Raw genomic sequence first — 25,072 nt, 5'->3', positions numbered from 1 at the left:
TCATACGAGGTGATTGGGATGCAAAGAAAGTAATTGGTGGAATAAATGTTTGATTAAGAGAATTGTTTTTATGACCGAACAGAAAACGAATGAAATCAAATGATTGATGAAATCAAATAATTGTAAATTAAAAAAAGATAAATTATACTGTTTTGACATCTGAAATAAGTGAGTTTAATTTTAAAATGAAGAAGGTTAAGGTGAATGTTTGTGAAACAGAGAATTAAGATTTATTTGTCAGTAATCATCCTTTTAAGTGCAACATTAGGGGTACCTGCATTTACAGTTTATGCTGAGTCTCAAACGATGGCTGTTTTAGAAGACGCACAAGAAACACAAGAGACTTCAGTGGAAAGTCAAACGAAGGAAAAGATGTTAGCTGTCACAAGCTCAACGACAAGTTCTACTGATGATTTACCTTCCTCAAGTCCAGTATCGGAGCAGACAGATAACAGTCAAAAAAGAAGTGAAGAGACAAAACAAAATACAGACGAGAGGGAGACGCAGGTTTCAACAGATGAAAACTCACAATCTTCTGCAGAAATAGAGTCTCGAGCGGCTAAAGTAACGGAAGCACAGTTGAAGATCCATGTTTCGGATAGCAACGTTAATCAAGGGATTTCGGGTGCTTATTTTACCTTTACTTCTGTGCATTCAGGCGCAGAATACTTATTAGTTACTGACATAAATGGCGATATTTCTGTTAATGTACCCGCAGGAGCATATATGTTAAAACAAGTTGGTACAACTGACCAAAAAGAGAATTATGCTTTTACTTCCACGGGAAATTCTATCGAACTTCAACCAGGTGAAGTGAAGTCTTTATCTTTATATGAACGGCACATTACTGGTGAATATGCTTTCGGTAATAGCCCGGATACCATTCATCTCCCAGTTGGGGGAACATTTGACTTTACTACGCAAGCACTAGGAATTGAAGCGTTCAAACTGAATTTTTCAGGTGCGATTGAAAAAAGTATTTCTGCATCACAAATTTATCCCTATTACAGCAATGTTGATACAAGTGTGCCTGGAAGTTATGTGGCGATATTTATGGCAAGGCAAGCTACCTATAGTGCGAATACAACACATGTTGTCCATGTAATCGTTGATCCGGCAAGTGTAGGCGAAGTGACAGTCAAGTATGTCGACACAGATGGGAATGAAATCCATCAGGAGCAATCATTAACAGGAGCTGTGGGAGAAACGTATGATACAACTACAACTGACTATCAGCTAGCGATCGATGGGTATACATTAGATACTACGCAGTTACCGGATAATATGACGGGCACTTTCAGTGATACAGCCCAAACAGTGACCTACGTTTATACCAAAGATCCCATCCCTGCAGCAGATGTAACGGTGGAATATGTGGATAATGAAGGAAACCAAATTCACGAATCGCAAACACTTAAAGGCAATATTGGGGAAAAGTATGATGCCAGTACGCCAACGTATCAGCAAACGATTGATGGCTATACACTAGACACAAATCAATTACCAGATAATATGACTGGAGTTTTTAGTAATACAGCCCAAACAGTGACCTACATCTACACCAAAGATCCAATCCCCGCCGCGGATGTAACGGTTAAATATGTGGATAATGATGGTAAAGAAATTCACGAATCACAAACACTAAGTGGCAACATTGGTGAAAAATACGATGTTAGCACTGCGAAACATCAGTTAACAATTGATGGTTACACGCTAGACCAAAGTCAACTGCCAAACAACGTGAAAGGGACTTTTAGCGATATAGCCCAAACCGTCACCTACGTCTATACCCAAAATCCTGTTCCGGCAGTGGATATAACGATTAAATATATGGATAATGATGGTAAAGAAATTCACGAATCACAAGCAATAAGTGGCAACATTGGTGAAAAATACGATGCTAGCACTGCAACGTATCAACTAATGATCGATGGCTACACATTAAACCAAAGCCAACTGCCAAAAAATATGACAGGCACTTTCAGCGATAAAGCTCAAACTGTCACCTACGTCTACACCCAAAATCCTGTTCCAGCAGCGGATGTAACGATTAAATATGTGGATAGTGAAGGCAAAGAAATACATGACTCACAAACACTAAGTGGAAAAATTGGGGAAAAATACGATGCCAGTACGCCAGATTATCGGTTACCAATTGACGGCTATACATTAGATACTACGCAATTACCAGATAATATGACTGGAGTTTTTAGCGATACAGCCCAAACAGTGACCTACATTTATACCAAAGATCCCATCCGAGCAGCAGAGGTAACGGTGGAATATGTGGACAACGAGGGCAAAGAAATACACGAATCGCAAACACTCAAAGGCAATATTGGGGATAAATATGATGTTAACATGCCAGACTATCAGCTAGCGATCGATGGGTATGCACTAGACACAAATCAATTACCAGACAACATGACGGGCACTTTCAGTGATACAGCCCAAACAGTGACTTATATTTACACCAAAGATCCCATCCGAGCAGCGGATATAACGGTGGAATATGTGGATAATGAAGGAAACCAAATTCACGAACCACAAACCCTAATAGGCAACATTGGGGAAAAGTATGATGTCAGTACGGCAGACTATCAGTTACCAATTGATGGTTATACACTAGATATAAATCAATTGCCAGACAACATGACGGGCACTTTCAACGATACGGCCCAAACAGTGACTTACGTCTACACAAAAAATATTCTTCAAATAATCGATAGTTCGACTCAAGCAAAATCGAATACAAAAACTGAGAACAATAACATAAAAACAAATCTAAAGGTAACAACTGCTAGAACAGCTAAAACAACATCCACAGCCCAAAGAACATTGCCTCAAACAAATGAAAAAAGCAATGGCTATCTTTTTCTTGGATTGGGATTGACGAGCTTTGTAGGCTGGGTCTTATGGCGCAGAAAATGATGAATACACGCATTGTTTGAAGTTCAATAGAAACTTTTGCTAGCTTTCAATGACAATCGTTGAAGCTAGCAGAAGCGATATTGACTCAGAGAAAGCGATTTGTTATACTGAACCCGAAAATAACTATGCCATCTAATATGATGAATGGAGTATGCTTGGTGAGTGTCACAGATATCTAATCAATAAGCTGAATAGACAAATAAACAGTGGTTTATTTGTTGTGCTTGTAGAAGTGATATCTGTCGATAAAGAAGATTATTGTAATCTCAGACGATAGGATGACTATCGTCTTTTTTTAATACCCTTAGCTGGCTGATTATTTTAGACAGGTATCTCTTTATTACGAAGAGGGATTTCAATGACTGAAGGAATTTAAGGCCTTCTAGTTAAAGAATAATTCCCCTTCTGAAGTAGGAGAGAAAACAAATGAATACAAGAAAAAAGACTGATTTAGTTGAAACAAAGGCCCAAATCACAGCTGTTCATAAGGATATCTTTGAACTAATGAGTGAACAAGGAAGAGGATTTGCACAAATAAAACGTGGCAGCTATTCCACAACCCAAGAGAATTATCCGGTAACGGGCGATTATGTCATGGTCGATTGGCGGGGGCAAGATCATAGTCTGATTCTGCGAACATTGCCTCGAAGGGCTGCTCTTGCTCGTGCCAATGAAGCAGAAAATAAGGCGCAGATCATTGCCGCAAATTTTGATTATGTGTTTATCGTTCAAGCATTAAATCGAGACTTTAACCTTCGCCGTTTAGAGCGTTACTTAACGCTTGCCTGGCAGTCTGGGGGGATTCCGATCATCATTTTGACTAAACGTGATCTTGGAGAAGAGAATGCAACAAAGATTGCTGCCGTCCAACAGCTGGCCGTTGGCACCAATGTCCATGCAATCAGTACATTTACTGAATCTGGAATCGCTGAACTTGATCCATATTTCCAACCAAATAAAACCGTTGTCTTAGTCGGTTCATCTGGCGTTGGAAAATCAACGTTGGTTAATTATCTAATGGGCAAAAACGTGATGAGAACGAAAGCTATTCGTGAGAAAGATGGTCGAGGCAGACACGCCACGAGTCACAGACAATTACTAGTGTTAAGAAATGGTGCCAAAATCATTGATACACCGGGAATGAGAGAAGTTGGGATTTGGGATGCTACCGATGGATTGAAACAGAGCTTTGCTGATGTAGAAGGTTATTTTGGGCAATGTAAATTTAAGGATTGCCACCATCAAAGTGAGCCAGGATGTGCCATCAAAGAAGCATTGCGAGCAGAGAAATTGTCTTTAGACAGATGGGAAAGTTATCTTAAACTACACGCAGAAGCAAAATATACGGACGATAAAACAGCCTATTTGAAAGAAAAGACAAACAGGGAAAAAGGTATCAGTAAGATGGTGCGTCAGCTAAAAAACGATTACCGACAGACGGCTTGTTTTGACAGTTTTATCTGTGAAGAATGCGGTCGACCTGTAAATCCTGAAAATGCAGGTAGTCAGCATCGCAACCACTGTCCCCACTGTTTAACGAGTCTCCATGCGGATACTCTTCCTGGAGACCGAGCTTCTTTGTGCCGAGGGAAGATGGATCCTATCAGTATTTGGTCCAAAGAGGATGGCGAATGGGCAATCATTCACCGTTGCCGAAATTGTGGTACCTTAAAGACGAATCGAATTGCGGCTGACGACAATCAAGAAAAACTCATTCACTTGGCAACAAAAGCGATTCAGTACCCACCCTTTGCTATCGAGAAATGTTAACTGTTTTGGTTTATAACGAAAGGAGAGCCACTGATGTATCAAATCCACCACATTCAAATTACTGTCAACGATGTAAAAAAAACGGAACCTTTTTATGATCAATTGTTCCATTTGCTAGGTTTTGATATTCAAAAGAAATACTCAGGCTATCTCGAACATGCCGACATGGAAGTAGTGGAGTATTTGAGTGATACCTTTGATTTTGGAATCTGTTCGCCAAAGCAAGAATGGATCAATGAGACAATTGATTCTAGAAAGCCTGGTTCCCTCCAACACATTGCTTTTAAAGCAGAAAGCAGGGAAGCCGTAGACGCGATCTATCCAAAAATTAAAGCACTAGGAGTAAAGATTCTTCATGGGAAACCAATGGAATACAAAGAACGGATCGCGCCTAATTATTATGCACTATTCTTTGAGACGCCAGAAGGCCTCCGCTTTGAAATCTTTCATTATGCCTAAACCTGTGCTGACTTTTCAGGTCTTTTAAATGAAGGAGTTTTAACCAAAAAAGACAAATCCTTTTCTGATTCGAATTGAGTTGACTCGAGTGGGAAAGGATTTGTCTTTTTTTTAGTATAAAGCAAAATCATTTAGCTGTTCTAGTTTTTGTTACGAAGAATGGTTATAGATTTTGATCGACTAATTTTGTCTTATTGTTCTCCATTACTTTAAAGAATGGATAGTAAATGAAGATACTGATGACGATCAACAGTAGGCAAAAGAGAATGTTGCGCCAGTCCATACTTGAAAGATAAGCTTGTGCAAAAAACGGTGTGAAGGAAGGATCAACGATAAAGCCAATACCGATCCATCCAAGACTCTGAGCAAAGTAGGTCAGCAATAACGAAATGATCGGAGTGACCAAAAATGGGATTGCTAGAATGGGATTAAAAACGATTGGCAAGCCAAAGATCACTGGTTCGTTGATGGAGCATATTCCAGGAATCAAGGACAATTTTCCGATCGTGCGATATTCGGGAACTTTGCTTCGCATCATCAATAAAACCAATCCCAAAGTACCACCAGCTCCGCCAAGGACTGAAATCCGAAACATTTGTAAGTTCATTAAGTGTGTCATGGTTTCGCCATTTGCCATTTGCTCGGCATTCAAGCCAGTTTGAGCCATTCCCAGTGTAAAGACGATGGGAAAGATGATTGAAGAACCGTTGATGCCAAACAGCCATAAGATATTGCCCAAAGTCACGATCAACAAGAAACCGCCGAGACTGCCAGCGATGTTCGTTGCAGGAGTCAGAACTTCCATCACTGCTTCAGGAAAGATTTTGTTTGTTGCTGCCAAGAAGATCAAATTGATCCCATAGAAGATGATGATATTTGTCAACAGCGGAACGAGCATATTGATGAAGGTTGCCACCATGGGTGGAACGGTATCTGGCAGTTTCAATTTGATCTGTTTCACTTCAAACAAACGATTGATTTCTACCACTAACAAGCCGATGATGATTGCGACGAAGAGTCCGTTTGTTCCTAGAAAATTGAGGCTGATCGTGCCTTCTTTCACTGGTGTACAAACCATTAGAAAAATGACGGATGCAACCATACCATTCATGGAAGGGTTGATTTTGTATTCATTTGCAAGAGAAAAGGCAATCCCAAAGACGCTGATGAAACCAATGATGCCCATCGTCAATTGATAAGGCGCGGTGATGAGATCATAATTTGCTACAGCGAAATCTTTCCAGCCAGCCATAAATGTCATAAAGATATTGGCTGTTTCAGGATGGTACTGATCCATGTTGATGGGAGGGTTGGCAAAGATTAGAAAAAAAGATCCGATAACAATAAAGGGCAGTCCAAACATCATACCGCTGGATATAGCTTTTAAGTGGCGCTGATTGCCGATTTTTGCTGCGATGGGGCTTAGGACGTCATTCAGCTTCATGATAAATGCAGAGTTTTCCATGTAACTTCCTCCTATACTTGCCAAGGATTGAATGAAAACGCGCTTGGCACAACGTGATCTGGATCATAGTTCTCGATGATTTTTTCGTATTGTTCTTTGTAGTCATTAGTGACTTTTGCTTGTGGGATTACTTTGCTGGCTTCATGTAAGAAGTGTTCGGAACCACGACCCATTTCCTGCCCGCGGACAGTATGTTTATCCAAGGCAATATCAGGAATTTCTGGAACATAGCCCATCGCGAAACTCTTGATCACAATATTCTTGAGTAAGTCTGATGAGCGGTCTTTTTCCGACTGACATAAGTAACGAATCGCATGGAAGAAATACATTGCCCGATCGGATTCGTTGTATTGGAATTCCTTGCGCATCGTGTTTAAGTTATTGATCATAATGGCAGCCATTGGATTTCCCATACCTACATCTTCAACACTGATCGCTAGTAATCTTCTCCAGAGTTTTTCTTCAAATTGCGGCGAGGTGATATACATTTCATAGGCAAATTCACATGCCTCTTTTTCTTTGCCTCGACGGATCGATTTTTGCAATGCCGAGATAACTTCATCTCCGCGTAAACCGTTGCGGGTCGTCATTTTTGCCCAGGGATCTTGAATAAATTTCGTTTCTGTCATGATATAATACTCCTAATTGATAAAATTTGAGGTGGATCTTATGGATGTTGAAATGCTTATAGATAAATACCAACTGAATGATTCAGAAGCAGAAGTCTTGCGGTTTATGAAAAAAAATCGGCAGTCATTAAAAACTATCGGGATTCGCGATGTGGCTAAAGCATCCTATGTCTCTACAGCAACAATCATCAATATGGCCAAGAAAATTGGCTATTCCGGTTATAGCGAGTTGGTTTTTGCACTAGGTAACAGCCAATCGGATATTGCGATGCCAAGCACTTTCTCCGATGAGGAAAAGGCGGCATTTATCGATTTACTCTCTGAGTATCGCGACAAGCGCATCATGATTCTTGGCTCCGGTTTCTCTCAGAATCTCGCCAATTATTTTTCGGAATCTCTCAATTTATACGGCTTCCGTGCGACTGCCAATAGCCATCTGGAATTTCTTAGACAGCAAGTGCAGCAAGACATTCTGCTCGTTATTATTTCTAATTCTGGGGATACAGTTCGGTTAGCTGAGCTAGCGAAAATGGCTAACGACCACCATATCGATGTAATTGCTTTTGTTGGTCAAAAAAATTCAAAAATCGGCAGCTTAGCCACACTGACCATTAGCACAGAAACATATACTCCCCAAAGAATCTCCGATTACCAACCGAATCTTTTCTTTGGCACAACACTGAACCAATTTGAGCTTTTGCTAAGTGCAGCACTGAAGGCTATTTTTGAATAGAAGAACGATGTGGCCACTGTTTCTTCAAAACCTAGTATAAAGAATCTCTTTTGAAATGTAAGTGTTTTCCCTTTGTTCTGAACATGTTTAGGAATTTGCAAACTTGTTTAGAAAGAAATTCTATTCCCTCCACTATCCCATCATTGTTTGATTTTCGGCTAAACTGAGTCCAGATCAGATGGGAGGGAATGTATGAGCAAACAAGCAGCGATACAGGTTCATGGATTGAGCAAAACATTTGGGGAGAAACGAGTGATTGATGATCTTAGTTTCACAGTCGAAAAGGGCACCATCTTTGGTTTGTTAGGACATAACGGGGCAGGAAAATCCACGACGATCGATTGTATTTTGGGCACGCAAAAATGTGATTCAGCAAGGATCTCACTTTTGGGAAGAGATCCTAAGGCTGAACGGAAACGACTGTTTCAGTATGTGGGAGTCCAATTCCAAGAATCTGCTTTTCAAAATCAATTGAAGGTAAGAGAGATTTGCGAGATCACCCATTCGTTGTACGAAAACCCGCTAAACTGGATGCAGGCGCTTCATGAATTTGGCCTTGCCTCTAAATTGAATTCATTTCTCGGAACATTATCGGGGGGTGAGAAACAGAAGCTATGTATCCTTTTGGCTATCATGGGGAATCCGCAAATCATTTTTTTGGATGAATTGACAACCGGACTGGATCCACAGGCCCGGCGCGAGGTTTGGCGATACTTGTTCGCTTTGAAAGACAAGGGGGTTACCATTTTTTTGACCTCTCATTACATGGATGAAGTGGAAACGCTGTGTGATCGGATTCTAGTGTTAAACAAAGGCAAAGAAGTTGCCAGCGGGACGGTAGCTGATATTCTAGCAAAAGTGAATAAGAGGAATCTCGAAGAGGCTTTCTTGACGCTTGTTGGGGAGGAAGTGTAGGAATGAAAACATTTTGGTTGTTGTATCAATCAGAAGCAAAACTTTCCATGAGAGAGATGTCTTCAGTGATCTTTGGGATTTTTGTTCCAGTCGGGATCATTTGTCTGATGGCATTTATGGATCCGGACAATCACTCCTTGAATACGAACTTTGTCGCTGTCTCAACAGTCGGGATTTGTTCAGCTGGTGTGATGGGGCTTCCGCTAGCATTGTCTTCTTATCGGGAACGCAAGATCTTAAAGCGATACCAAGTAACACCGATCAGTCCGGCGCAATTACTTTTCGCCCATCTGCTGTTTTGTTTTACGATCAGTATTGTTTCCATGCTGTTGATATTAGGTGTTTTGATCACGTGTTTCCAATTTTCCTATGTCGGCCATTGGGGGCAATTTATTTCTGCCTATTTGTTGGTGATGGTTTCGATCCATGCCATCGGGTTGATTGTGGCCAGCTTGTCTCCTAGCGAAAAAGCCACCGGTGCGATCAATTCAGCGATTTTCTTTCCGATGTTTTTTCTTTCAGGAGCAACCGTTCCATATGAAATCTTGCCAACCGGCTTACAGAAGGTTGCCGATGTCATGCCACTGACCCAAGGAATCAAATTGCTGAAGGCAGTCACATTCCATGAAGAAACAGGAATCTTTTTCACGATAACACTTTTAGTGGTCATTACATTGATCGGTCTATTTGTTGCGGTCAGATATTTCCGTTGGGAGTAAAAGCAGTTCAAACAAGTGAACCAAGCAGAAAAAGGATGCAGATTTTGATCGCTGCATCCTTTTTCTTTTCTATACCAAACCCTACACTATACCACCAATGTATAGTTTCTTGCTAAACTCCTGAAAGAAAGGTGGTTTGAGAGATGACGATGACCAATGAAAACAGCTATTTAGCAAATGTAACTAAAAAGATCACCGCGCAAATCCAAGAACTTGAAACAACCATGGATACCAATGAACAAGCCTACAAAGAAATCAAAAAATATACGGTGGCTTACAAAAACGAATTAGACAAATACGAAGTCTATAACCATCAGCAGAACTTATCGTTTATCGATAAGCGGAATACCTTTGAGACCAATCGCATCGCAAAATTGTCGTATCTGCAAGAAACACCTTATTTTTCTCGGATCGACTTTCAATTCGATGGGGAAGAGGAAGCCGAGAAATTTTATATTGGCAGATATGGGTTTGTCGACAACTACGGACAGCAACTGGTCTATGATTGGCGCGCGCCGATCTCTTCTTTGTATTATGATTTTCCTTTAGGAAGCGCCTATTATGAGTCGATGGGAAAGAAATTTACTGGCAGCTTGCAATTGAAGCGACAATTTGACATCAAGAATGGCACAATCCGTTTCTTGGTAGACAGCAACGACTCCTTGAACGATAACTTTTTGATCAATGAACTGAGTAAGCACACGTCCAAAGAGATGAAAACCATCATTCACACGATCCAAAAGGAACAAAATGAAGCTATTAGAGATTCCAAAACAAAAAATCTACTGATTCAAGGGGTTGCCGGTTCTGGAAAAACCTCCATCGCATTGCATCGGATCGCCTACCTGCTTTATCAAAAAAGAGCGGAACTCGCCGCATCGGAGGTGTTGATTTTATCTCCCAATGAGGTCTTCTCTGATTACATTTCCACTGTGCTGCCTGAATTAGGCGAGGATGATCTCTTTCAATTAGATATCACACAATTGATGCAGCCATTGATGGGTGAATCACTGGTGATTGGTGATCGTCAAGGGGAAATCACAGAAATCCTCAGCAATCCTCAATCGAAAAAAGCCCAGTCCTATCTCCACAAACGATCCGCAAACTTCTTTTGGGCCATGACTGAGTACCTTGAAATGTTCCCAGAGAAGCTGTCCCGTGAAGACATAGTGATCGAGCCAGGCATCTGTCTTACGAAACAGCAAATCAAAGCAGTGTTTATCAACCTTCCAACCGCAGCCCTTTGGCAACAAATAAAGGAATTGGCACAACGCTTGGTCCAAGAGTTGCCAGGCGATCAAAATAAATCTGCGGCAAAGATTGCCCATGAATTAAAGAAGCGAACTGGAATCACCCAGCCATTGAGGGAATATGAAAAATTCCTAGCCACGCAAAAAGAAGTGTTGATCAGAGAAGAAAATACGCTTGCCTATTCCGATGCCTTTCCTTATCTCTTTTTTAAATGGAAGATCGAAGGATTGCCGATAAATCACCAAATCAAGCATCTCGTCATTGATGAAATGCAAGATTATTCTCTTCTCCAATTTTATTTACTGGTTCAATTGTTTCCCTGTCAAAAAACAATCTGCGGAGATGTTAGCCAAAATCTACTCAGTGAGGATCCTGATTTTTTGACCCAAATACAAACAATCATTCCCGACAGCCGCGTGATCACCTTCAATAGGAGCTACCGATCCAGCTATGAAATCATGACCTATGCCAAACGCTTTACCACCAATCAGGATCTCCAGCCGGTGAAACGTCACGGCAAAGCAGTGGCAGAGATCCACCTAACGAAAGAGCAAGACAAATGGACGGAACTTCGGCAGCAAATTGCTTCTTTTCAACAATCATCGTATCGAACCTGTGGCATTATCTGTCAGACAGAAGCCGCAATGACTGCGATCAAACAGCAGCTTGTTGAGGTCCCCTTGACTTGCCTGACAAAAGAGGCAAAAGCAATGGCAGAAGGAGTGATCCTTACCACACCTCAATTCGCGAAAGGATTAGAATTTGACCAAGCGATCTTGCCGGATATCCACGCACATCAGCTAACAAAAAAGAGCAATCTGCTTTATACTAGTTGCTCTCGGGCGCTGCATGAACTAACATTGTTAGTAACAAGCTAGGAGGGGGAGAATGAAGACCTACAGCACTTCCGAAGTTGCCAAAATCGTTGGCTTTCACCCAAATACCATTCGCCGCTATGAAGAATGGGCATTGATCCCCACGCCGCTACGCAAGCAGAATGGCTATCGGATCTACACTGACTACCATCTAGAATTGATCAAAACAGTACGTATCGCTTTCCGGATTGAAGTTCTTCAGTCTGGGCTGCGGGAGCGGATGCGCGAGATGATCAAAGCATTAGCAAATTACGACTTTGATCACGCACAAAAATTGTTGGATCAGTATATCGTGGCGGTCGATCAAGAAATCGCTCAAGCCGAAGAAGCCATCCGTATCGTGGAACATTTGTTGAAAGGAGAGCCCGCAGACCGGAAGCTTTCCCTCAAGCGAAGAGAAGCAGCGGATTACTTAGGTGTCACCACCGATGCGCTGCGGAATTGGGAATTAAACGGACTTCTTACCTTAAAGCGCAGTCAGAATGGGTATCGTATTTATGAAATGGACGACTTGAACCGCTTAAAAATCATTCGGATTCTACGCTCTGCCAACTATTCATTAGAAGCCATCTTGCGACTGCTCAATTCTCTGGATCAATCGAAAGAACCAGACATTAAATCTGTTCTAAACCAACCTGATCCTGACGAAGACATCATTTCTGTCTGTGACCGTTTGATTGCATCCTTAGAAAAAGCCAAAGAAAATGCCCTCGGATTAACAGCCAAAATCAAGCAATTACAGAAACTCTCTAAAACGTTAGAACGCCCACCCAGCAGCCATTGAATACTGGTACAAAAGTGCAACGAGAAGAACCATCTTTAGAATTGGAGGAAAAAACATGGATCCATTCAAAAGCCCCATCCGCATCGAGTTTCCCTTAAGGGGAGAGTGGCAAGCCCCCACGACTCCTGTCAAACGCGTCCCCAGTCATGGAACCAACCGTATGGGAATGAGGTATGCCTTTGATTTTGTCCAAGTCAATTGGGACAAGCCCCATAAGCCGTTTTACGATACCTCTTTTGCTAGATATTTCCTATCCGGTGTGCCATTAGCAAACTGTTACTGTTGGGGTCAACCAATCTACGCCCCATGTGATGGTGAAGTCATTGCTGTGGTTAACGGCATTCCTGAAAGGCAAACCGTTCATTGGATATCCGACGGCGTTCTCGCAATCAAAAATGCCCGCACCTTTAATGAATACCAAGACGATTTTAGCCAAATTGCTGGCAACTATTTAATCGTGAAACACGCCCCACAAGTTTATCTTGCTTTCGTTCATTTGCAGACCAATTCCATCGCTGTAGCTGTCGGTCAACAGTTGCAAAAAGGCGAGTTTCTAGGAAACGTCGGTCACTCTGGCAACTCCACCTCGCCTCATTTGCACTTTCAAGTCATGGACAGCGACGACATTGCCCATGCCCAAGGCTTACCCTTCGTCTTCGAGAAGTATGAACTCTATCAGGAGAATCATTGGAAAATGGTCTATGATCAATTGCCTTCGGATACAGATCGGGTGAGGTTTTGAGGAAAAGAGGCATTTTCCCAATTGAGGCATCTCATTTCTCTTAATTATCTGTTTGCTTATCGAACGTATGTTTCTTATAATAGGGATGTATCTCTATGCAAAATTTCTATTGCTGGAGAGTTACTTGATAGGGATAGAGAAGACATTTTTGATAACATAATGAATAAAAATCAAAGAAAGCATAAAAAGAAGAAATTACCCGAAACTTCTTCTTTTTGTGCTTTATAGTGATAAAATTAGGAAAAAGAACGAAATATAGGAGTGTGCATGTAGTGGGGCAAGAATTGAATCAGCGTCTATTTAGTGCAGCGGACAATCTTCGCAGCAAAATGGATGCATCAGAATATAAAAACTATCTTTTAGGATTGATTTTTTACAAATATCTTTCAGATAAATTATTGCAACAGGTTGTGCTATTAGCAGATGAATCCTTAGAAGAATATAACGAGGTTGAAAAACAGACAGAATTGTATCAAGCGTTACTAGCAGATGAAGATTCAAGAGAAGATTTGTTAGCAACGATTGTGGATACTCTGGGTTATGAAATCGAACCCAATCGCTTGTTTAACGTCTTAGCTGATCAAGCAAAACAAAATATCTTTCAGTTAAATGATTTGAACAAAGGCTTTACTGAGTTGTCTTCAAAATTCGAGCAATTTAATGGGTTGTTTGATGATGTCGATTTACAATCAAAAAAACTTGGTTCAGATGATCAGCAACGAAATGTCACAATAACAGAAGTATTAAAGAAATTGAATGATATTGATGTATTAGGGCATGATGGTGATGTGATTGGTGATGCTTATGAATTCTTAATCAGCCAATTTGCCTCTGAAGCCGGAAAAAAAGCTGGCGAATTCTACACACCAAAAAAGGTTTCTGAAATGATGGCGCAAATCGTGACCATCGATCAAGAAGAGAAAAAATTATTTAGCGTCTTCGATCCGACGATGGGATCAGGTTCTTTAATGCTGAATGTACGGAATTATTTGAAATATCCTGAGAATGTCAAGTATCATGGTCAGGAAATGAATACCACGACTTTTAATTTAGCAAAAATGAACCTAATTCTTCATGGTGTAGACGCAGAAGATATGAATTTGAGAAACGGCGATACGCTAAATAAAGATTGGCCTACTGATGAGCCCTATTTATTTGATTCAGTAGTTATGAATCCTCCATATTCAGCGAAATGGTCAGCAGATGCAACCTTTCTAGATGATTCACGCTTTAACCGATATGGAAAGCTAGCACCAAAATCTAAAGCCGACTTTGCTTTTCTCCTTCACGGCTTTTACCATTTAAAAGATTCCGGAACAATGGCAATTGTCTTGCCTCATGGCGTGCTGTTTCGTGGTGCAGCTGAAGGGGTTATTCGGAAGAAATTACTTGAAGATGGTAGCATTTATGCAGTCATAGGAATGCCGGCAAATCTTTTCTTTGGTACATCGATTCCAACAACAGTGATTATTTTGAAGAAAAATCGTGAAACACGGGATGTCTTGTTTATTGATGCCAGCAAAGAATTTATTAAAGGAAAAAATCAAAATAAATTATCAGTTGAGAACGTTGAAAAAATTGTTTCGACGTACAAAAATAGAGCAACTGAAGATAAATATGCTTATTTAGCCAGTTTTGATGAGATAAAAGAAAATGATTATAACTTAAATATTCCTCGTTATGTTGATACATTTGAAGAAGAAGAAAGTATTGATATGAAGAATGTGGGGAATGAAGTTAAACAAATTCGCCAAGAAAAACAAGCGTTAGAGAAAGAGTTGTTTTCTACCATCGCTGCTTTTGAGACAAATGATGAAAATAAAGAATGGCTCCAAGGTGCGTTAGAGGTGTTTAAACATGACGAATAAGAATATGCCGGAAATTCGTTTTCCGGGATTTACTGAAGAATGGGAACAGCGTAAGTTTAATAATTTAGTAGTTAGAGTCAATAAAATTACTAACTCCAACAGTCTTCCAAAAATTGAATTTGAAGATATCTTAGCAGGAGAAGGTAGACTTAATAAAGATGTGAGTCAGAAGTTTGACAATAGAAAAGGAGTAGAATTTTTACCAAATGATATTTTATATGGAAAGTTGCGTCCATATTTGAAAAATTGGCTCAAACCCTCTTTTACAGGGGTAGCACTGGGAGACTTTTGGGTTTTCAGAGTTATAAAAAGTGATTCCGACTTTATTTATTCTTTGATTCAATCGGATAAATACCAAAGAGTAGCTAACGATACTTCTGGTACAAAAATGCCTCGATCAGATTGGAAAAAAGTAGCAGAAACAGAATTTCTTGTTCCTGATAATAGGAACGAACAACAAAAAATCGGTAACTTTTTCAAACAACTAGACGACACTATTGCTCTTCATCAGCGTGAGCTAGAGCTACTAAAAGAAACCAAAAAAGGATTTTTACAAAAAATGTTTCCCAAAGAAGGAGAAAAAGTTCCAGAAATTCGTTTCCCGGGATTTACTGAAGAATGGGAACAGCGTAAGTTGGGAGAGGTAGTACGAATTACCATGGGGCAGTCTCCAAACTCAGCAAATTATACAAAGAATCCACAGGACTACATCTTGGTTCAAGGAAATGCAGACATGAAAAATAGCAGAGTTGTACCAAGAGTTTGGACAACACAGGTTACAAAGCAAGCTGAAAAAGGTGATTTAATTTTAAGTGTTCGTGCTCCAGTGGGGGATATTGGAAAAACTGATTATGATGTGGTTATAGGGCGCGGAGTTGCAGCAATTAAAGGAAATGATTTTATTTTTCATCAACTTGGAAAAATGAAAGAAGATGGATTTTGGAGCAGATTTAGTACAGGTTCAACATTTGAAAGTATTAACTCAAATGATATTAGAGAAGCTCTAATTACTACTCCAAGTGAAGAGGAACAACAAAAAATCGGCACCTTCTTCAAACAACTCGACGACACGATCGCTCTTCATCAGCGTGAGCTCGATTTGCTAAAAGAAACCAAAAAAGGGTTTCTACAAAAATTATTTGTCTAAGGAGGTGAGCGAATGAAAAGAAACCATCGTGACGAAGCAGAAGTGGAAAATCACCTGATTCATATATTAGGCGAAGGACATAATCAATGGGTGTACCGACCAGAGTTAAAGTCCGAAGCAGATTTATGGCAAAATCTCCGTGAGAAGATTACGCATAATAATCTTTCAGAAATTGGTGAACATCCTTTAACTGATAAAGAATTTGAAACCATTAAAACAGAATTATTATTGAAAACTCAAACGCCTTTTGATGCAGCGAAATGGTTGAAGGGAGAAAATGGTATTGCTCGAATCAAGATTGATCGTGAAGATGCTTCTTTAGGATCAATCTCATTGATTCTTTATTCCAACCAAGACGTAGGTGGAGGCTTATCGACATATGAAGTTGTGAATCAAATTGCCAAACAAGGCAGTAGTGCAGACGCACGCGACCGCCGTTTTGATGTGACATTATTGATCAGTGGCTTGCCAATTGTTCAAGTTGAATTAAAGCAGGTCACAGCAAAAGATGGTGTTTTTCAAGCCTTTAACCAAATAAAAAAATATGCTGAAGAAGGCGTCTTTCGTAACAACATCTTTTCGACGCTTCAATTGTTTGTTGTCTCAAATGAACAAACGACGCGCTATTTTTCCAATGCAATGCCTAAAGACATGCATCGGAAATTTTTGTTTAGTTGGCGGACAAGAGACAACAAAAAAGTAGATAATCTTTATGAGTTTTGTAAGCAAGTGTTGAATATCCCAGATGCGCATCGTCTTATCGCTAACTATACGATTGTGAGTGAAGACCAAGACAATAAAACCTTAATGGTCTTACATCCTTATCAGGTACATGCGATCGAGGCACTATTTGTGGCGGCCAATAAGCATCAATCCGGCTATGTTTGGCATGCAACTGGTTCAGGAAAAACGTTGACAAGTTTTGTTGCAACTAAACTTTTAGCGCGCAAGTCTGGTATTGATCGTACGATTATGCTGGTGGATCGCAAGGACTTAGATAATCAAACCACCAATGAATTTACAAAATTTGCCTCAGAATTTAATACAGGAATATCTTCTGGGGATGCGAAAGCCAATAGTTTAATTGTCGGAACTGGCAATGCAAAAGAACTAGGCAAAACGCTTCTAGCTGATGCAAACGCCAATGTAATCATTATTACCACCCGTCAAAAGCTAGATGCAGCTTTGAAATATGCCAAAAAACAAGAAGCCAAAAATGGAACAAAGCGATTTGAAAAGCTGATTGGGCAACATATTGTTTTTGTCGTGGATGAATGCCACCGCGCTTTAAGTGCTGAAAATATGGAGGAAATCAAACAGTTCTTTCCTAACTCTACTTGGTTTGGCTTTACAGGAACGCCGATATTTGAAGTGAATAAGAAGCAAGCACAAGGACAATTGGCTCGTACTACTCGAGACCAATATGGGGACGTCTTGCACACCTATACAATCAAGAATGCCTTAGAAGATGGTTCGGTATTAGGCTTTCAAGTGGAGCATGAAAATACCATTGAGCCGACTTCTCTAGATAATCGCATTCACCAGAAATTACTTGAAGTCGAAAAATATGCCAAATACTCTCCAGAACAAATCAATTTGATCGTGGATAATATGGATCAAATGAAAAAGGAGAGCTATATTGAGCCAAATGTTTATGAATCAGACGAGCATATTCAGAAAGTGATCCATAAAATCTTTCGTCCTAATAATGCCTATACAAAATTCGATTTTAGAAATGGACGACCAACAAAGTCTGCTATTTTGACAACAAGCTCCATTGATATGGCAAAGAGATACTATCAAGCGATCAAAGAAATGACGAAAGAATCAGATTGGCTTCAAAAAGAATTCCCTGATCAACCGATTCGTGAAGGAAGAACGATGGAGGACCCGGATTTTCCGCGAATTGCCATTACATACTCTATGGATGAGAATGCAGCAAGTGCCAAAGAAAAGCAAGATGAAATGCAGCAGATTATTTCAGAATACAATGAGTATTACCAGACAGCATGGACAATCGCAGAAATTGAACGTTATAACGGAGATATCAATAATCGTTTGGCACGGAAACGAGCGGAATTTAAGCAATTCGGTAAGCAAATTGATTTAGTGATTGTCGTTGATCGGCTTTTAACAGGGTTTGATGCCCCTACGATCCAAACATTGTTTGTCGATCGAAATCTAGAATATGCAGGATTGATTCAAGCCTTCTCACGAACCAATCGCACATATCCCGAGAAGAAGAAAGGGCTAGTCGTTACATTTAGAAAACCTGCGACAATGGAATATAATGTGGCGGAAGCAACAAAACTATATTCGGAAGCACAAGAAGAATCTGGGCTGATTTATCCAACCTATGAAGAATCAAAAGCACGCTTTGAAAAGGCATATAAGCAATTACAAACATTTACTGTAATACCTGGAACAACGGAAAATACTCCGATAGAAACCCGAGTAGATTATGTGAAAACTTTTCAAGAGTTGAATAAGGCTTATGAAGCATTGGTTACGTATGACAATTACAATGAAGAGATGGAACAATCAGATGTTTTAAAAGAACAGGTTTCTATCTTAGAAGAACAAGTTGGCTTTTATGAAACAATCAAGGGTTCTTTGGTAGATGAGCAAGAGGAAGAAGGAGGTATGAATTTTTCAGCTATTGAGTTTTATAGCGACAATTCAATCCGACTGTATGACATTGACTCCTCATATATTGATCAATTATTAGGTACTTATGCAGCCAATAGTTCAGATGTACGTGAAGAAATTGAGAAAGCTTTGAAGAAATTAAACAAAACTGAGTGCGTCAAAGAAGTGTATCGACAAATCTTGAATGCCATAGATTCCGGAGAGCTTGATGTGAAAGAAGATATTTTTGCCATCAAACGTCGCTTCTTTGTGCAAGCAAGAGATCAAATGATTCATGCGTTCTCAAATGAATGGAATGTTTCTGCAAATGAACTTCACTATTCAAGTATTCAATATGTTGTTGGAGAAGATCCTATTCCGAATATGAAAGGGATTATCCAAAGTAAAGATTTTGAGGCCTACAAAGAAAAACATCCAACCGCGAAGCCATTCCAATACCCACAACAAATGAAACGAGCATGGAGAACAGTGTTGGATGAAACCTTGATCCCTCTAGAAAATGAACTAAGGTAGGTAAAGAATGAAGGGATAGTAATTGAAGTAGCTGGTTTTTATTTTTCTGAAAAGGTGGTTGAGTTATTTGGCGCTTTATCAATTGAGCAACCTGAAAATGAAAGAAATTAAAGAAGAAGTTTTTGCTAAAGAAAAGCAATTGCAAGAACTCATTGAGGAAAACTTAGAAACATTATTTAATTTGGACTTTGTTGCTTCAGAATTTACTGTAGGTAATTTTCGGTTAGATACGGTAGCTTATGATTCTGATACTAAAAGTTTTGTAATAATTGAATATAAAAAAGGAAAACGATACAGTCTAATTGATCAAGGGTATGCCTATCTTAATACTTTGTTGGCTCATAAGGGCGATTTTGTTTTAAAGTACAATGAGTATTATCCAAATCAGTTAAAAAAAATTGTTGATATTGATTGGTCACAGACTCGTATTATTTTTGTGGCAAATGAATATACAGAGTATCAATATGGAGCAATTAATAACCCCAAGCTACCAATAGATTTAGTAATTGCTAAAAAATATATGAATGATCTTGTTACTATTGAATCATTAACAAAAACAAGCAATATAAATTCGCCTAAACAAAGTGATGATGAAGCATTAGAACGTGGATTGTCAAAAGAAATTAGGCTTTATACAGAGAAAGATCATATGTTAAAAGGCTCAGAAGAAATTCAGGATCTCTATAAAGAATTAAAAGATATTATATTAACTTGGGATAATGATATTAAAGTAAAAGCGGTTAAGCATTACAATTCATTCAAGTTAAAGCGAAATATTGTTGATATTCAAATTCAAAAAAGCTCTCTCAAGATTTGGATTAACTTGAAATCAGGTGAATTAAATGATTCACGAAATTTAGCAAGAGATGTGAGTAAAATTGGTCATTGGGGAAACGGGGACTATGAGGTCATCATGAGAAATAATCAAGAAATTGAGTATATTGCTAGCTTGATTAAACAATCATGGAAGTATCACAAATATCAAGAATAGAAGTAAGTAGTGTTAGACAGAAATCTAAAAGGAATAGATTTACTCATATTTATCAGAAAGCTACGGCGATATTTCAAACTAATTTTATAATAACAACTACCTTTTAAGCTTCAAGAAAGTTCCAAGTATTGCTATAATTTGAAGTTAACTTCAAATTATAGCAATACTAGATATAAAATGAAGTCGAGAAGGTAAAGATGTTATTAGTCAATTAATCTATCCGACACTTTATCTCAAAAGAGCAAGAAAGCTATTCATTAGAGCAAAGGGAGAAAATATGATTCACAAAGAAACCTCCATGGAATTAATCAATAAATTTCGTGATGAACGGAATTGGCGTCAATTTCATAATGAGAAAGATTTGGCGCTTTCGATTTCCATCGAAGCCGCAGAATTGCTGGAGATCTTTCAATGGAAGTCTTCGGAAGAGGCGCTGAAAGATTTTGAGCATCTTAAAGAAGAAATTGCCGACGTGTTGATCTACAGTTATATGCTGGCGGATAATCTAAAGCTAGATATCGATGAGATCATCAAAGAGAAACTGCAGAAAAATGCAGTGAAATATCCGGTGGAACAAAGCAAGGATTCTAAGAAGAAATATCGGGAGTTGTGAGTCGAATTTTGGCTTGGCAGTCAGATAGTAGGGAGATAATGGATGCTGACCTTTCTATACACCGATGCCAGCAAACATTCTGGCTTTTGTGACTCTCGCTTAATCAAGGAATTGCATGAGGAGAATCTTCCTGATTGATCCATGCTATTGGCAAAGGCTAACATTACCAATTTAATAGAGAGACCTCTTTCATTTGACTGTATAACAGGCAATTATCGGACGTGAATGGTTCTAAAAAACTTTAAACCAATAACAATACTTCAAGCTCTTGGAAATGTTTCCAAGAGCTTTTTTGTCCAACACTCCCACCCAACACTCTCTCAGCACGCTTTTTTCCAGTGTTGAGAGCCGGCATGATCCTTGCCATGACAGCGCTTTAGAAAGTTGGCACGCCTTTTGCTTATAGAAAGGTGTAAACAGACAGGAGGGTTAATGATATGGCAACAATCATTCTAGCAAGCCATGGAGAGTTATCTCAAGGATTAAAACAGACTGCTGCAATGATTATAGGAGATCATTCGAACATTTATGCATTATCTGCTTTTCGAGACGAAGATCAACCGATGACAGAGCAAATTCAGAATATATTAGCCAAAGTAGACTTGGCAGACACATATATTCTTACAGATATTCTTGGAGGGAGTGTCAACAACGACCTGCTGGGGGTCGTTCAAGAGCACCCCGATTTGGAACTGATCACTGGAATGAATCTTCCATTGGTGATCACACTTGCTACACAAGTCAACCGAGTCTCGCAAGAAGAATTAGCAGCTATTATTCAGGAAAGTCAACAATCTATTGTAAATTGCAAGAAATTACTAGTCGAAGCAACAGCAGAGGAGGATGAATTATGATCAAATTAGTACGGATTGACCATCGCTTGTTACATGGTCAGGTTGTTTTTTCTTGGAGTAAATTTTTTAATATCAACCGCATTATTGTCGCAAACGATGAAGCTGCCAATGATGAATTCAAGAAGATGTCGTTGAATCTTTCCAAACCGGCGGGCATCAAGCTAACGATTTTAGCAACGGATCAACTGATCGCTAAAATGCCTAAGATCGAACAACTTGCCGAAAACATCATGATCATTTTTGGGAATACCCATGAGACGCGGCGATTTATCGAAGCATATCCTAAAGTCAAAGAGATCAATTATGGCGGAATCATCAAAAAAGCCGGCTCAAAGCAATACAGCAATGCCATTTTTTTGACAGATACGGAAGCAGAAGATGCGCGCAAAATGAAAGATCTGGGGATCGTGCAGTACATGCAGCAGGTACCAACCTCTAAGAAAGAGGATTTAAATACAATGCTATAAAGGAGGAAAAAAATGCTCATTCGGTCGATTGTATTAGGTTTAATTGGTGTTTTTTGTATTTTGGATTCACGGCTGTTGGGAAGGTTGAACTTTGAGCGACCTTTGATCGTTAGTACATTAGTTGGTCTAGCGTTAGGAGATTTGGAAAAAGGGTTGATCGTCGGTGCCTCATTGGAATTGATGTCTTTGGGACTTGTCAATATTGGAGCGGCAGCACCACCGGACATGAATATGGCGTCGATCATTGCGACATCTTTTGCTATTTTATCAAATGCCAATGCAGAGGCTGCATTGACGATTGCGATTCCAATCTCTGTTTTAGGACAAATGCTCGGGATTCTCATGCGAACGATTTTATCGAATTTGACACACGCGGCAGACAAATTTATTGAGCAAGGGAAGTTTAATCAAGCCCGAAGAATTCATATTTTCTATGGGACTGGCTTATACGCACTGATGTATTTCATTCCGATATTCATGGCCATTTATTTTGGCACGAACTTAGTCACACAAGTCGTTGAGGCTATTCCGCAATGGCTGACAGATGGCTTGACGGTGGCTAGTAAGATCTTGCCAGCTTATGGGTTTGCGTTGTTGCTGCAAACGATGCTGACGAAAAAAATGGTCGCATTTCTATTTCTAGGGTTCTTGATCACGGCTTATTCTGGTTTAAGTGTGACTGGAGTTGCGGCCTTTGCTTGTATTGTGGCTTTTGTCATGGTTCAAGTAGGAAATCGAGTAGGCAAGCCGCAAGACCCAGATCCATTAGATGACTTATAAGGAGGTTCATTCATGAAAAAGAAAGATCCAAATGCATGGAAATATCGTCAGTTTTTCTGGCGTTCGTGGGCGATTCAAGCGTCTTGGAACTATGAAAGACAGATGAATATGGGCTTTATGTATGGTATCGCACCGATTTTGGATGCCATCTATAAGAATCCTGAAGATGAGCAAAGAAAAAAAGAGGCTTACGAACGACACATGATGTACTACAACTGTACGCCGCAAACAAGTGCCTTTGTTCTAGGATTAGCTTCATCGATGGAAGAACAATATTACGAAGATCCAGTTAGTTTCAATCCGGAATCTATTAGTGCGGTGAAGACTTCTTTGATGGGACCTTTATCAGGGGTGGGTGATTCCTTCTTTCAAGGAACCATTCGCGTATTGGCATTTGGTCTAGGAATCAACCTAGCCCAGCAAGGCAGTATCTTGGGCCCAATCTTAGCCATGATCGTTTCCTTCTTGCCATCCTTTTTTGTGACTTATTATGGGGGCAAGATCGGCTACACCATGGGAAACAAGTATTTAGCCAAACTTTATCAAGAAGGCTTGATGGACAAGGTGATGTACATTTGTTCCATTGTAGGATTGATGGTAATTGGCTCCATGATCGCCAGTATGATCGGGATTACGACACCGATTCAAATGAGTGAAGCATTCGTGCTACAGGATGTCTTAGATAATGTCATGCCTCAGATTCTGCCATTAGGCATCACGTTCTTGATGTATTGGCTGTTGCAGAAAAAAGTGAAAACAGGGTGGATGTTAGCGATCTGTTTGATCGGTGGGATCGTGATGAGTCTTTTAGGAATACTTGCATAAGTGAACCAACCATTTATGGTTTATGGTTAAAAATTTAAAGGAGGAATTCATTCAATGAATCCAAAACAAATTGTCCAAGAAATTGTCAAAGAGAAAGAGGTAAAATCGATTGTCTTCGTTGGCTGCGGCGCCTCTAAAGCAGACCTATATCCCGCTAAGTATTTTCTCGACCAAAATGCGAAGCAATTACGGATCAGTCATTATACAGCCAACGAATTCAATCATGCGACACCTGCTTCCCTTGATGAAACGACTGTCGTTATTTCAGCTTCTTTAGGAGGTACGACTCCTGAAACCGTTGAAGCAAATACAGTTGCGAAAGAAAAAGGTGCCACTGTCATTAGTTTAACACGAAGCGTAGATTCACCGTTAACAAAAGATGCAGATTATGTTATCTACCATCGCTTTGCAGAAAATTATGCCGCAAAACTGGAGAAGACCGGCTTCTGTTTGGAATTAGCGGTTGAATTGCTTAATCAAATCGAAGGCTATGAACACTATGATGCTATGATGGCAGGTTTTGCTACTATCTATGATTTATCACAAAAGAGTGCCGAATCTGCCCGTAAGCAAGCAAAAGCTTTCGCCCAACGCTTCAAAGATGAACCAGTCATTTATGTGATGAGTAGCGGTGCGACCCATGAAGTAGCCTATTCCACGTCGATTTGTTTGCTGATGGAAATGCAATGGATCCATTCAGGTACATTCCATTCTGGCGAATTTTTCCATGGACCTTTCGAGATCGTGGACAAAGATGTACCGTTTATCTTATTGATGAATGATGGAAAAACCAGAGAGATCGATGCACGGGCATTAACCTTCTTGGAACGCTTTGATACGAAAACAGAAGTAGTCGATGCTTTAGACTATGGCTTGTCGGCTCATATCAGCAAAGAAGTGCTTGATTACTTCAACCCATTCGTGATCACCGCTGTGTTTAGAGTCTATGCAGAAGAACTTTCTGAAGCAAGAGAACATCCTTTGACGAAAAGACGTTACATGTGGAAACTAACTTACTAATAAAGAACTTACTAAAAAACGGTGATTGAAGTCAATAACCGACGAAATGATCCCAACAATCGCAAAGATGGA

Annotated in this window: 21 protein-coding genes; 19 read left to right on the top strand and 2 right to left on the bottom strand. The window is 39.7% G+C overall.

Going from position 1 to position 25,072, the window contains the following annotated elements; all coding sequences use genetic code 11:
• Window positions 1-210: 210 nt before the first annotated feature.
• The 3 genes from EG2_RS05570 (at window position 211) to EG2_RS05560 (ending at window position 5,160) form a co-directional block, all read left to right on the top strand.
• Window positions 211-2,931, top strand: coding sequence for a MucBP domain-containing protein (locus EG2_RS05570; RefSeq protein ID WP_060813901.1), 2,721 nt, complete (start codon window positions 211-213; stop codon window positions 2,929-2,931).
• A gap of 426 nt (window positions 2,932-3,357) precedes the next feature.
• Window positions 3,358-4,701, top strand: coding sequence for a ribosome small subunit-dependent GTPase A (gene rsgA, locus EG2_RS05565; protein WP_060813872.1), 1,344 nt, complete (start codon window positions 3,358-3,360; stop codon window positions 4,699-4,701).
• A gap of 33 nt (window positions 4,702-4,734) precedes the next feature.
• A complete protein-coding gene (locus tag EG2_RS05560) occupies window positions 4,735-5,160 on the top strand; it encodes a VOC family protein (RefSeq protein WP_060813871.1) in 426 nt (141 codons plus the stop codon).
• Between the two features lie 163 nt (window positions 5,161-5,323).
• On the opposite strand, the gene EG2_RS05555 is transcribed toward EG2_RS05560, so the two are convergent.
• Window positions 5,324-6,625 carry a PTS sugar transporter subunit IIC gene (locus EG2_RS05555; protein WP_060813870.1) on the bottom strand — a complete coding sequence of 434 codons (1,302 nt, stop codon included), beginning with the start codon at window positions 6,623-6,625 and terminating at the stop codon, window positions 5,324-5,326.
• Between the two features lie 11 nt (window positions 6,626-6,636).
• Window positions 6,637-7,254: an AAA family ATPase gene (locus EG2_RS05550; protein WP_003125462.1), complete on the bottom strand. Its 618-nt coding sequence runs from the start codon at window positions 7,252-7,254 to the stop codon at window positions 6,637-6,639.
• Window positions 7,255-7,294: 40 nt separating this feature from the next.
• Between EG2_RS05550 and EG2_RS05545 the strand changes: the two genes are divergently transcribed.
• The 16 genes from EG2_RS05545 (at window position 7,295) to EG2_RS05470 (ending at window position 25,000) form a co-directional block, all read left to right on the top strand.
• On the top strand, window positions 7,295-7,987 hold the full coding sequence (locus EG2_RS05545) for a MurR/RpiR family transcriptional regulator (protein WP_005470391.1): 693 nt from the start codon (window positions 7,295-7,297) through the stop codon (window positions 7,985-7,987).
• A gap of 192 nt (window positions 7,988-8,179) precedes the next feature.
• Window positions 8,180-8,902, top strand: a complete 723-nt coding sequence (locus EG2_RS05540) for an ABC transporter ATP-binding protein (protein ID WP_060813869.1) — start codon at window positions 8,180-8,182, stop codon at window positions 8,900-8,902.
• 2 nt (window positions 8,903-8,904) lie between these two features.
• A complete protein-coding gene (locus EG2_RS05535) occupies window positions 8,905-9,621 on the top strand; it encodes an ABC transporter permease (protein WP_060813868.1) in 717 nt (238 codons plus the stop codon).
• Between the two features lie 143 nt (window positions 9,622-9,764).
• Window positions 9,765-11,750, top strand: coding sequence for a HelD family protein (locus tag EG2_RS05530; protein ID WP_060813867.1), 1,986 nt, complete (start codon window positions 9,765-9,767; stop codon window positions 11,748-11,750).
• 10 nt (window positions 11,751-11,760) lie between these two features.
• Window positions 11,761-12,531, top strand: a complete 771-nt coding sequence (locus tag EG2_RS05525; RefSeq protein WP_060813866.1) for a MerR family transcriptional regulator — start codon at window positions 11,761-11,763, stop codon at window positions 12,529-12,531.
• 55 nt (window positions 12,532-12,586) lie between these two features.
• Window positions 12,587-13,273 (top strand): M23 family metallopeptidase, encoded by a 687-nt coding sequence (locus EG2_RS05520; RefSeq protein WP_060813865.1) that lies wholly within the window; start codon window positions 12,587-12,589, stop codon window positions 13,271-13,273.
• A gap of 272 nt (window positions 13,274-13,545) precedes the next feature.
• Window positions 13,546-15,141, top strand: coding sequence for a type I restriction-modification system subunit M (locus EG2_RS05515; protein WP_060813864.1), 1,596 nt, complete (start codon window positions 13,546-13,548; stop codon window positions 15,139-15,141).
• A complete protein-coding gene (locus EG2_RS05510; RefSeq protein WP_060813863.1) occupies window positions 15,131-16,288 on the top strand; it encodes a restriction endonuclease subunit S in 1,158 nt (385 codons plus the stop codon). The genes EG2_RS05515 and EG2_RS05510 overlap by 11 nt, the downstream gene beginning before the upstream one ends.
• 12 nt (window positions 16,289-16,300) lie before the next feature.
• Window positions 16,301-19,450, top strand: coding sequence for a type I restriction endonuclease subunit R (locus tag EG2_RS05505; protein ID WP_060813862.1), 3,150 nt, complete (start codon window positions 16,301-16,303; stop codon window positions 19,448-19,450).
• A 67-nt stretch (window positions 19,451-19,517) separates the two neighbouring features.
• Complete coding sequence (locus EG2_RS05500) at window positions 19,518-20,441, top strand: DUF5655 domain-containing protein (RefSeq protein ID WP_060813861.1); 924 nt, start codon at window positions 19,518-19,520, stop codon at window positions 20,439-20,441.
• A gap of 277 nt (window positions 20,442-20,718) precedes the next feature.
• A complete protein-coding gene (locus tag EG2_RS05495; protein ID WP_060813860.1) occupies window positions 20,719-21,054 on the top strand; it encodes a nucleotide pyrophosphohydrolase in 336 nt (111 codons plus the stop codon).
• 437 nt (window positions 21,055-21,491) lie between these two features.
• Complete coding sequence (locus EG2_RS05490) at window positions 21,492-21,908, top strand: PTS sugar transporter subunit IIA (RefSeq protein ID WP_060813859.1); 417 nt, start codon at window positions 21,492-21,494, stop codon at window positions 21,906-21,908.
• Entirely contained in the window at window positions 21,905-22,375 is a 471-nt protein-coding gene (locus EG2_RS05485) for a PTS sugar transporter subunit IIB (RefSeq protein WP_060813858.1), read from the top strand. Before EG2_RS05490 ends, EG2_RS05485 begins: the two co-directional genes overlap by 4 nt.
• A gap of 12 nt (window positions 22,376-22,387) precedes the next feature.
• Window positions 22,388-23,155 (top strand): PTS mannose/fructose/sorbose/N-acetylgalactosamine transporter subunit IIC, encoded by a 768-nt coding sequence (locus tag EG2_RS05480; RefSeq protein ID WP_060813857.1) that lies wholly within the window; start codon window positions 22,388-22,390, stop codon window positions 23,153-23,155.
• Window positions 23,156-23,167: 12 nt separating this feature from the next.
• Window positions 23,168-23,980: a PTS system mannose/fructose/sorbose family transporter subunit IID gene (locus tag EG2_RS05475; protein ID WP_060813856.1), complete on the top strand. Its 813-nt coding sequence runs from the start codon at window positions 23,168-23,170 to the stop codon at window positions 23,978-23,980.
• A 54-nt stretch (window positions 23,981-24,034) separates the two neighbouring features.
• Window positions 24,035-25,000 (top strand): SIS domain-containing protein, encoded by a 966-nt coding sequence (locus tag EG2_RS05470; RefSeq protein ID WP_374188595.1) that lies wholly within the window; start codon window positions 24,035-24,037, stop codon window positions 24,998-25,000.
• Window positions 25,001-25,072: the final 72 nt, after the last annotated feature.

It is taken from the genome of Enterococcus gallinarum NBRC 100675 (genome assembly GCF_001544275.1).
Taxonomy (GTDB): domain Bacteria; phylum Bacillota; class Bacilli; order Lactobacillales; family Enterococcaceae; genus Enterococcus_D; species Enterococcus_D gallinarum.
Note: the sequence above shows the minus strand (reverse complement) of the source record. Positions and strands in the feature narration are given on the sequence as shown.

Bases quoted from the DNA above. Each gene is read 5' to 3' on its own strand.
- EG2_RS05520 (WP_060813865.1), top strand. From the start codon at position 12,587: ATGGATCCATTCAAAAGCCCCATCCGCATCGAGTTTCCCTTAAGGGGA.
- EG2_RS05475 (WP_060813856.1), top strand. From the start codon at position 23,168: ATGAAAAAGAAAGATCCAAATGCATGGAAATATCGTCAGTTTTTCTGG.
- EG2_RS05505 (WP_060813862.1), top strand. From the start codon at position 16,301: ATGAAAAGAAACCATCGTGACGAAGCAGAAGTGGAAAATCACCTGATT.
- EG2_RS05555 (WP_060813870.1), bottom strand. From the start codon at position 6,625: ATGGAAAACTCTGCATTTATCATGAAGCTGAATGACGTCCTAAGCCCC.
- EG2_RS05525 (WP_060813866.1), top strand. From the start codon at position 11,761: ATGAAGACCTACAGCACTTCCGAAGTTGCCAAAATCGTTGGCTTTCAC.
- EG2_RS05540 (WP_060813869.1), top strand. From the start codon at position 8,180: ATGAGCAAACAAGCAGCGATACAGGTTCATGGATTGAGCAAAACATTT.
- EG2_RS05480 (WP_060813857.1), top strand. From the start codon at position 22,388: ATGCTCATTCGGTCGATTGTATTAGGTTTAATTGGTGTTTTTTGTATT.
- EG2_RS05490 (WP_060813859.1), top strand. From the start codon at position 21,492: ATGGCAACAATCATTCTAGCAAGCCATGGAGAGTTATCTCAAGGATTA.
- EG2_RS05530 (WP_060813867.1), top strand. From the start codon at position 9,765: ATGACGATGACCAATGAAAACAGCTATTTAGCAAATGTAACTAAAAAG.
- EG2_RS05470 (WP_374188595.1), top strand. From the start codon at position 24,035: ATGAATCCAAAACAAATTGTCCAAGAAATTGTCAAAGAGAAAGAGGTA.
- EG2_RS05495 (WP_060813860.1), top strand. From the start codon at position 20,719: ATGATTCACAAAGAAACCTCCATGGAATTAATCAATAAATTTCGTGAT.
- EG2_RS05545 (WP_005470391.1), top strand. From the start codon at position 7,295: ATGGATGTTGAAATGCTTATAGATAAATACCAACTGAATGATTCAGAA.
- EG2_RS05560 (WP_060813871.1), top strand. From the start codon at position 4,735: ATGTATCAAATCCACCACATTCAAATTACTGTCAACGATGTAAAAAAA.
- EG2_RS05510 (WP_060813863.1), top strand. From the start codon at position 15,131: ATGACGAATAAGAATATGCCGGAAATTCGTTTTCCGGGATTTACTGAA.
- EG2_RS05550 (WP_003125462.1), bottom strand. From the start codon at position 7,254: ATGACAGAAACGAAATTTATTCAAGATCCCTGGGCAAAAATGACGACC.
- EG2_RS05485 (WP_060813858.1), top strand. From the start codon at position 21,905: ATGATCAAATTAGTACGGATTGACCATCGCTTGTTACATGGTCAGGTT.
- EG2_RS05535 (WP_060813868.1), top strand. From the start codon at position 8,905: ATGAAAACATTTTGGTTGTTGTATCAATCAGAAGCAAAACTTTCCATG.
- rsgA (WP_060813872.1), top strand. From the start codon at position 3,358: ATGAATACAAGAAAAAAGACTGATTTAGTTGAAACAAAGGCCCAAATC.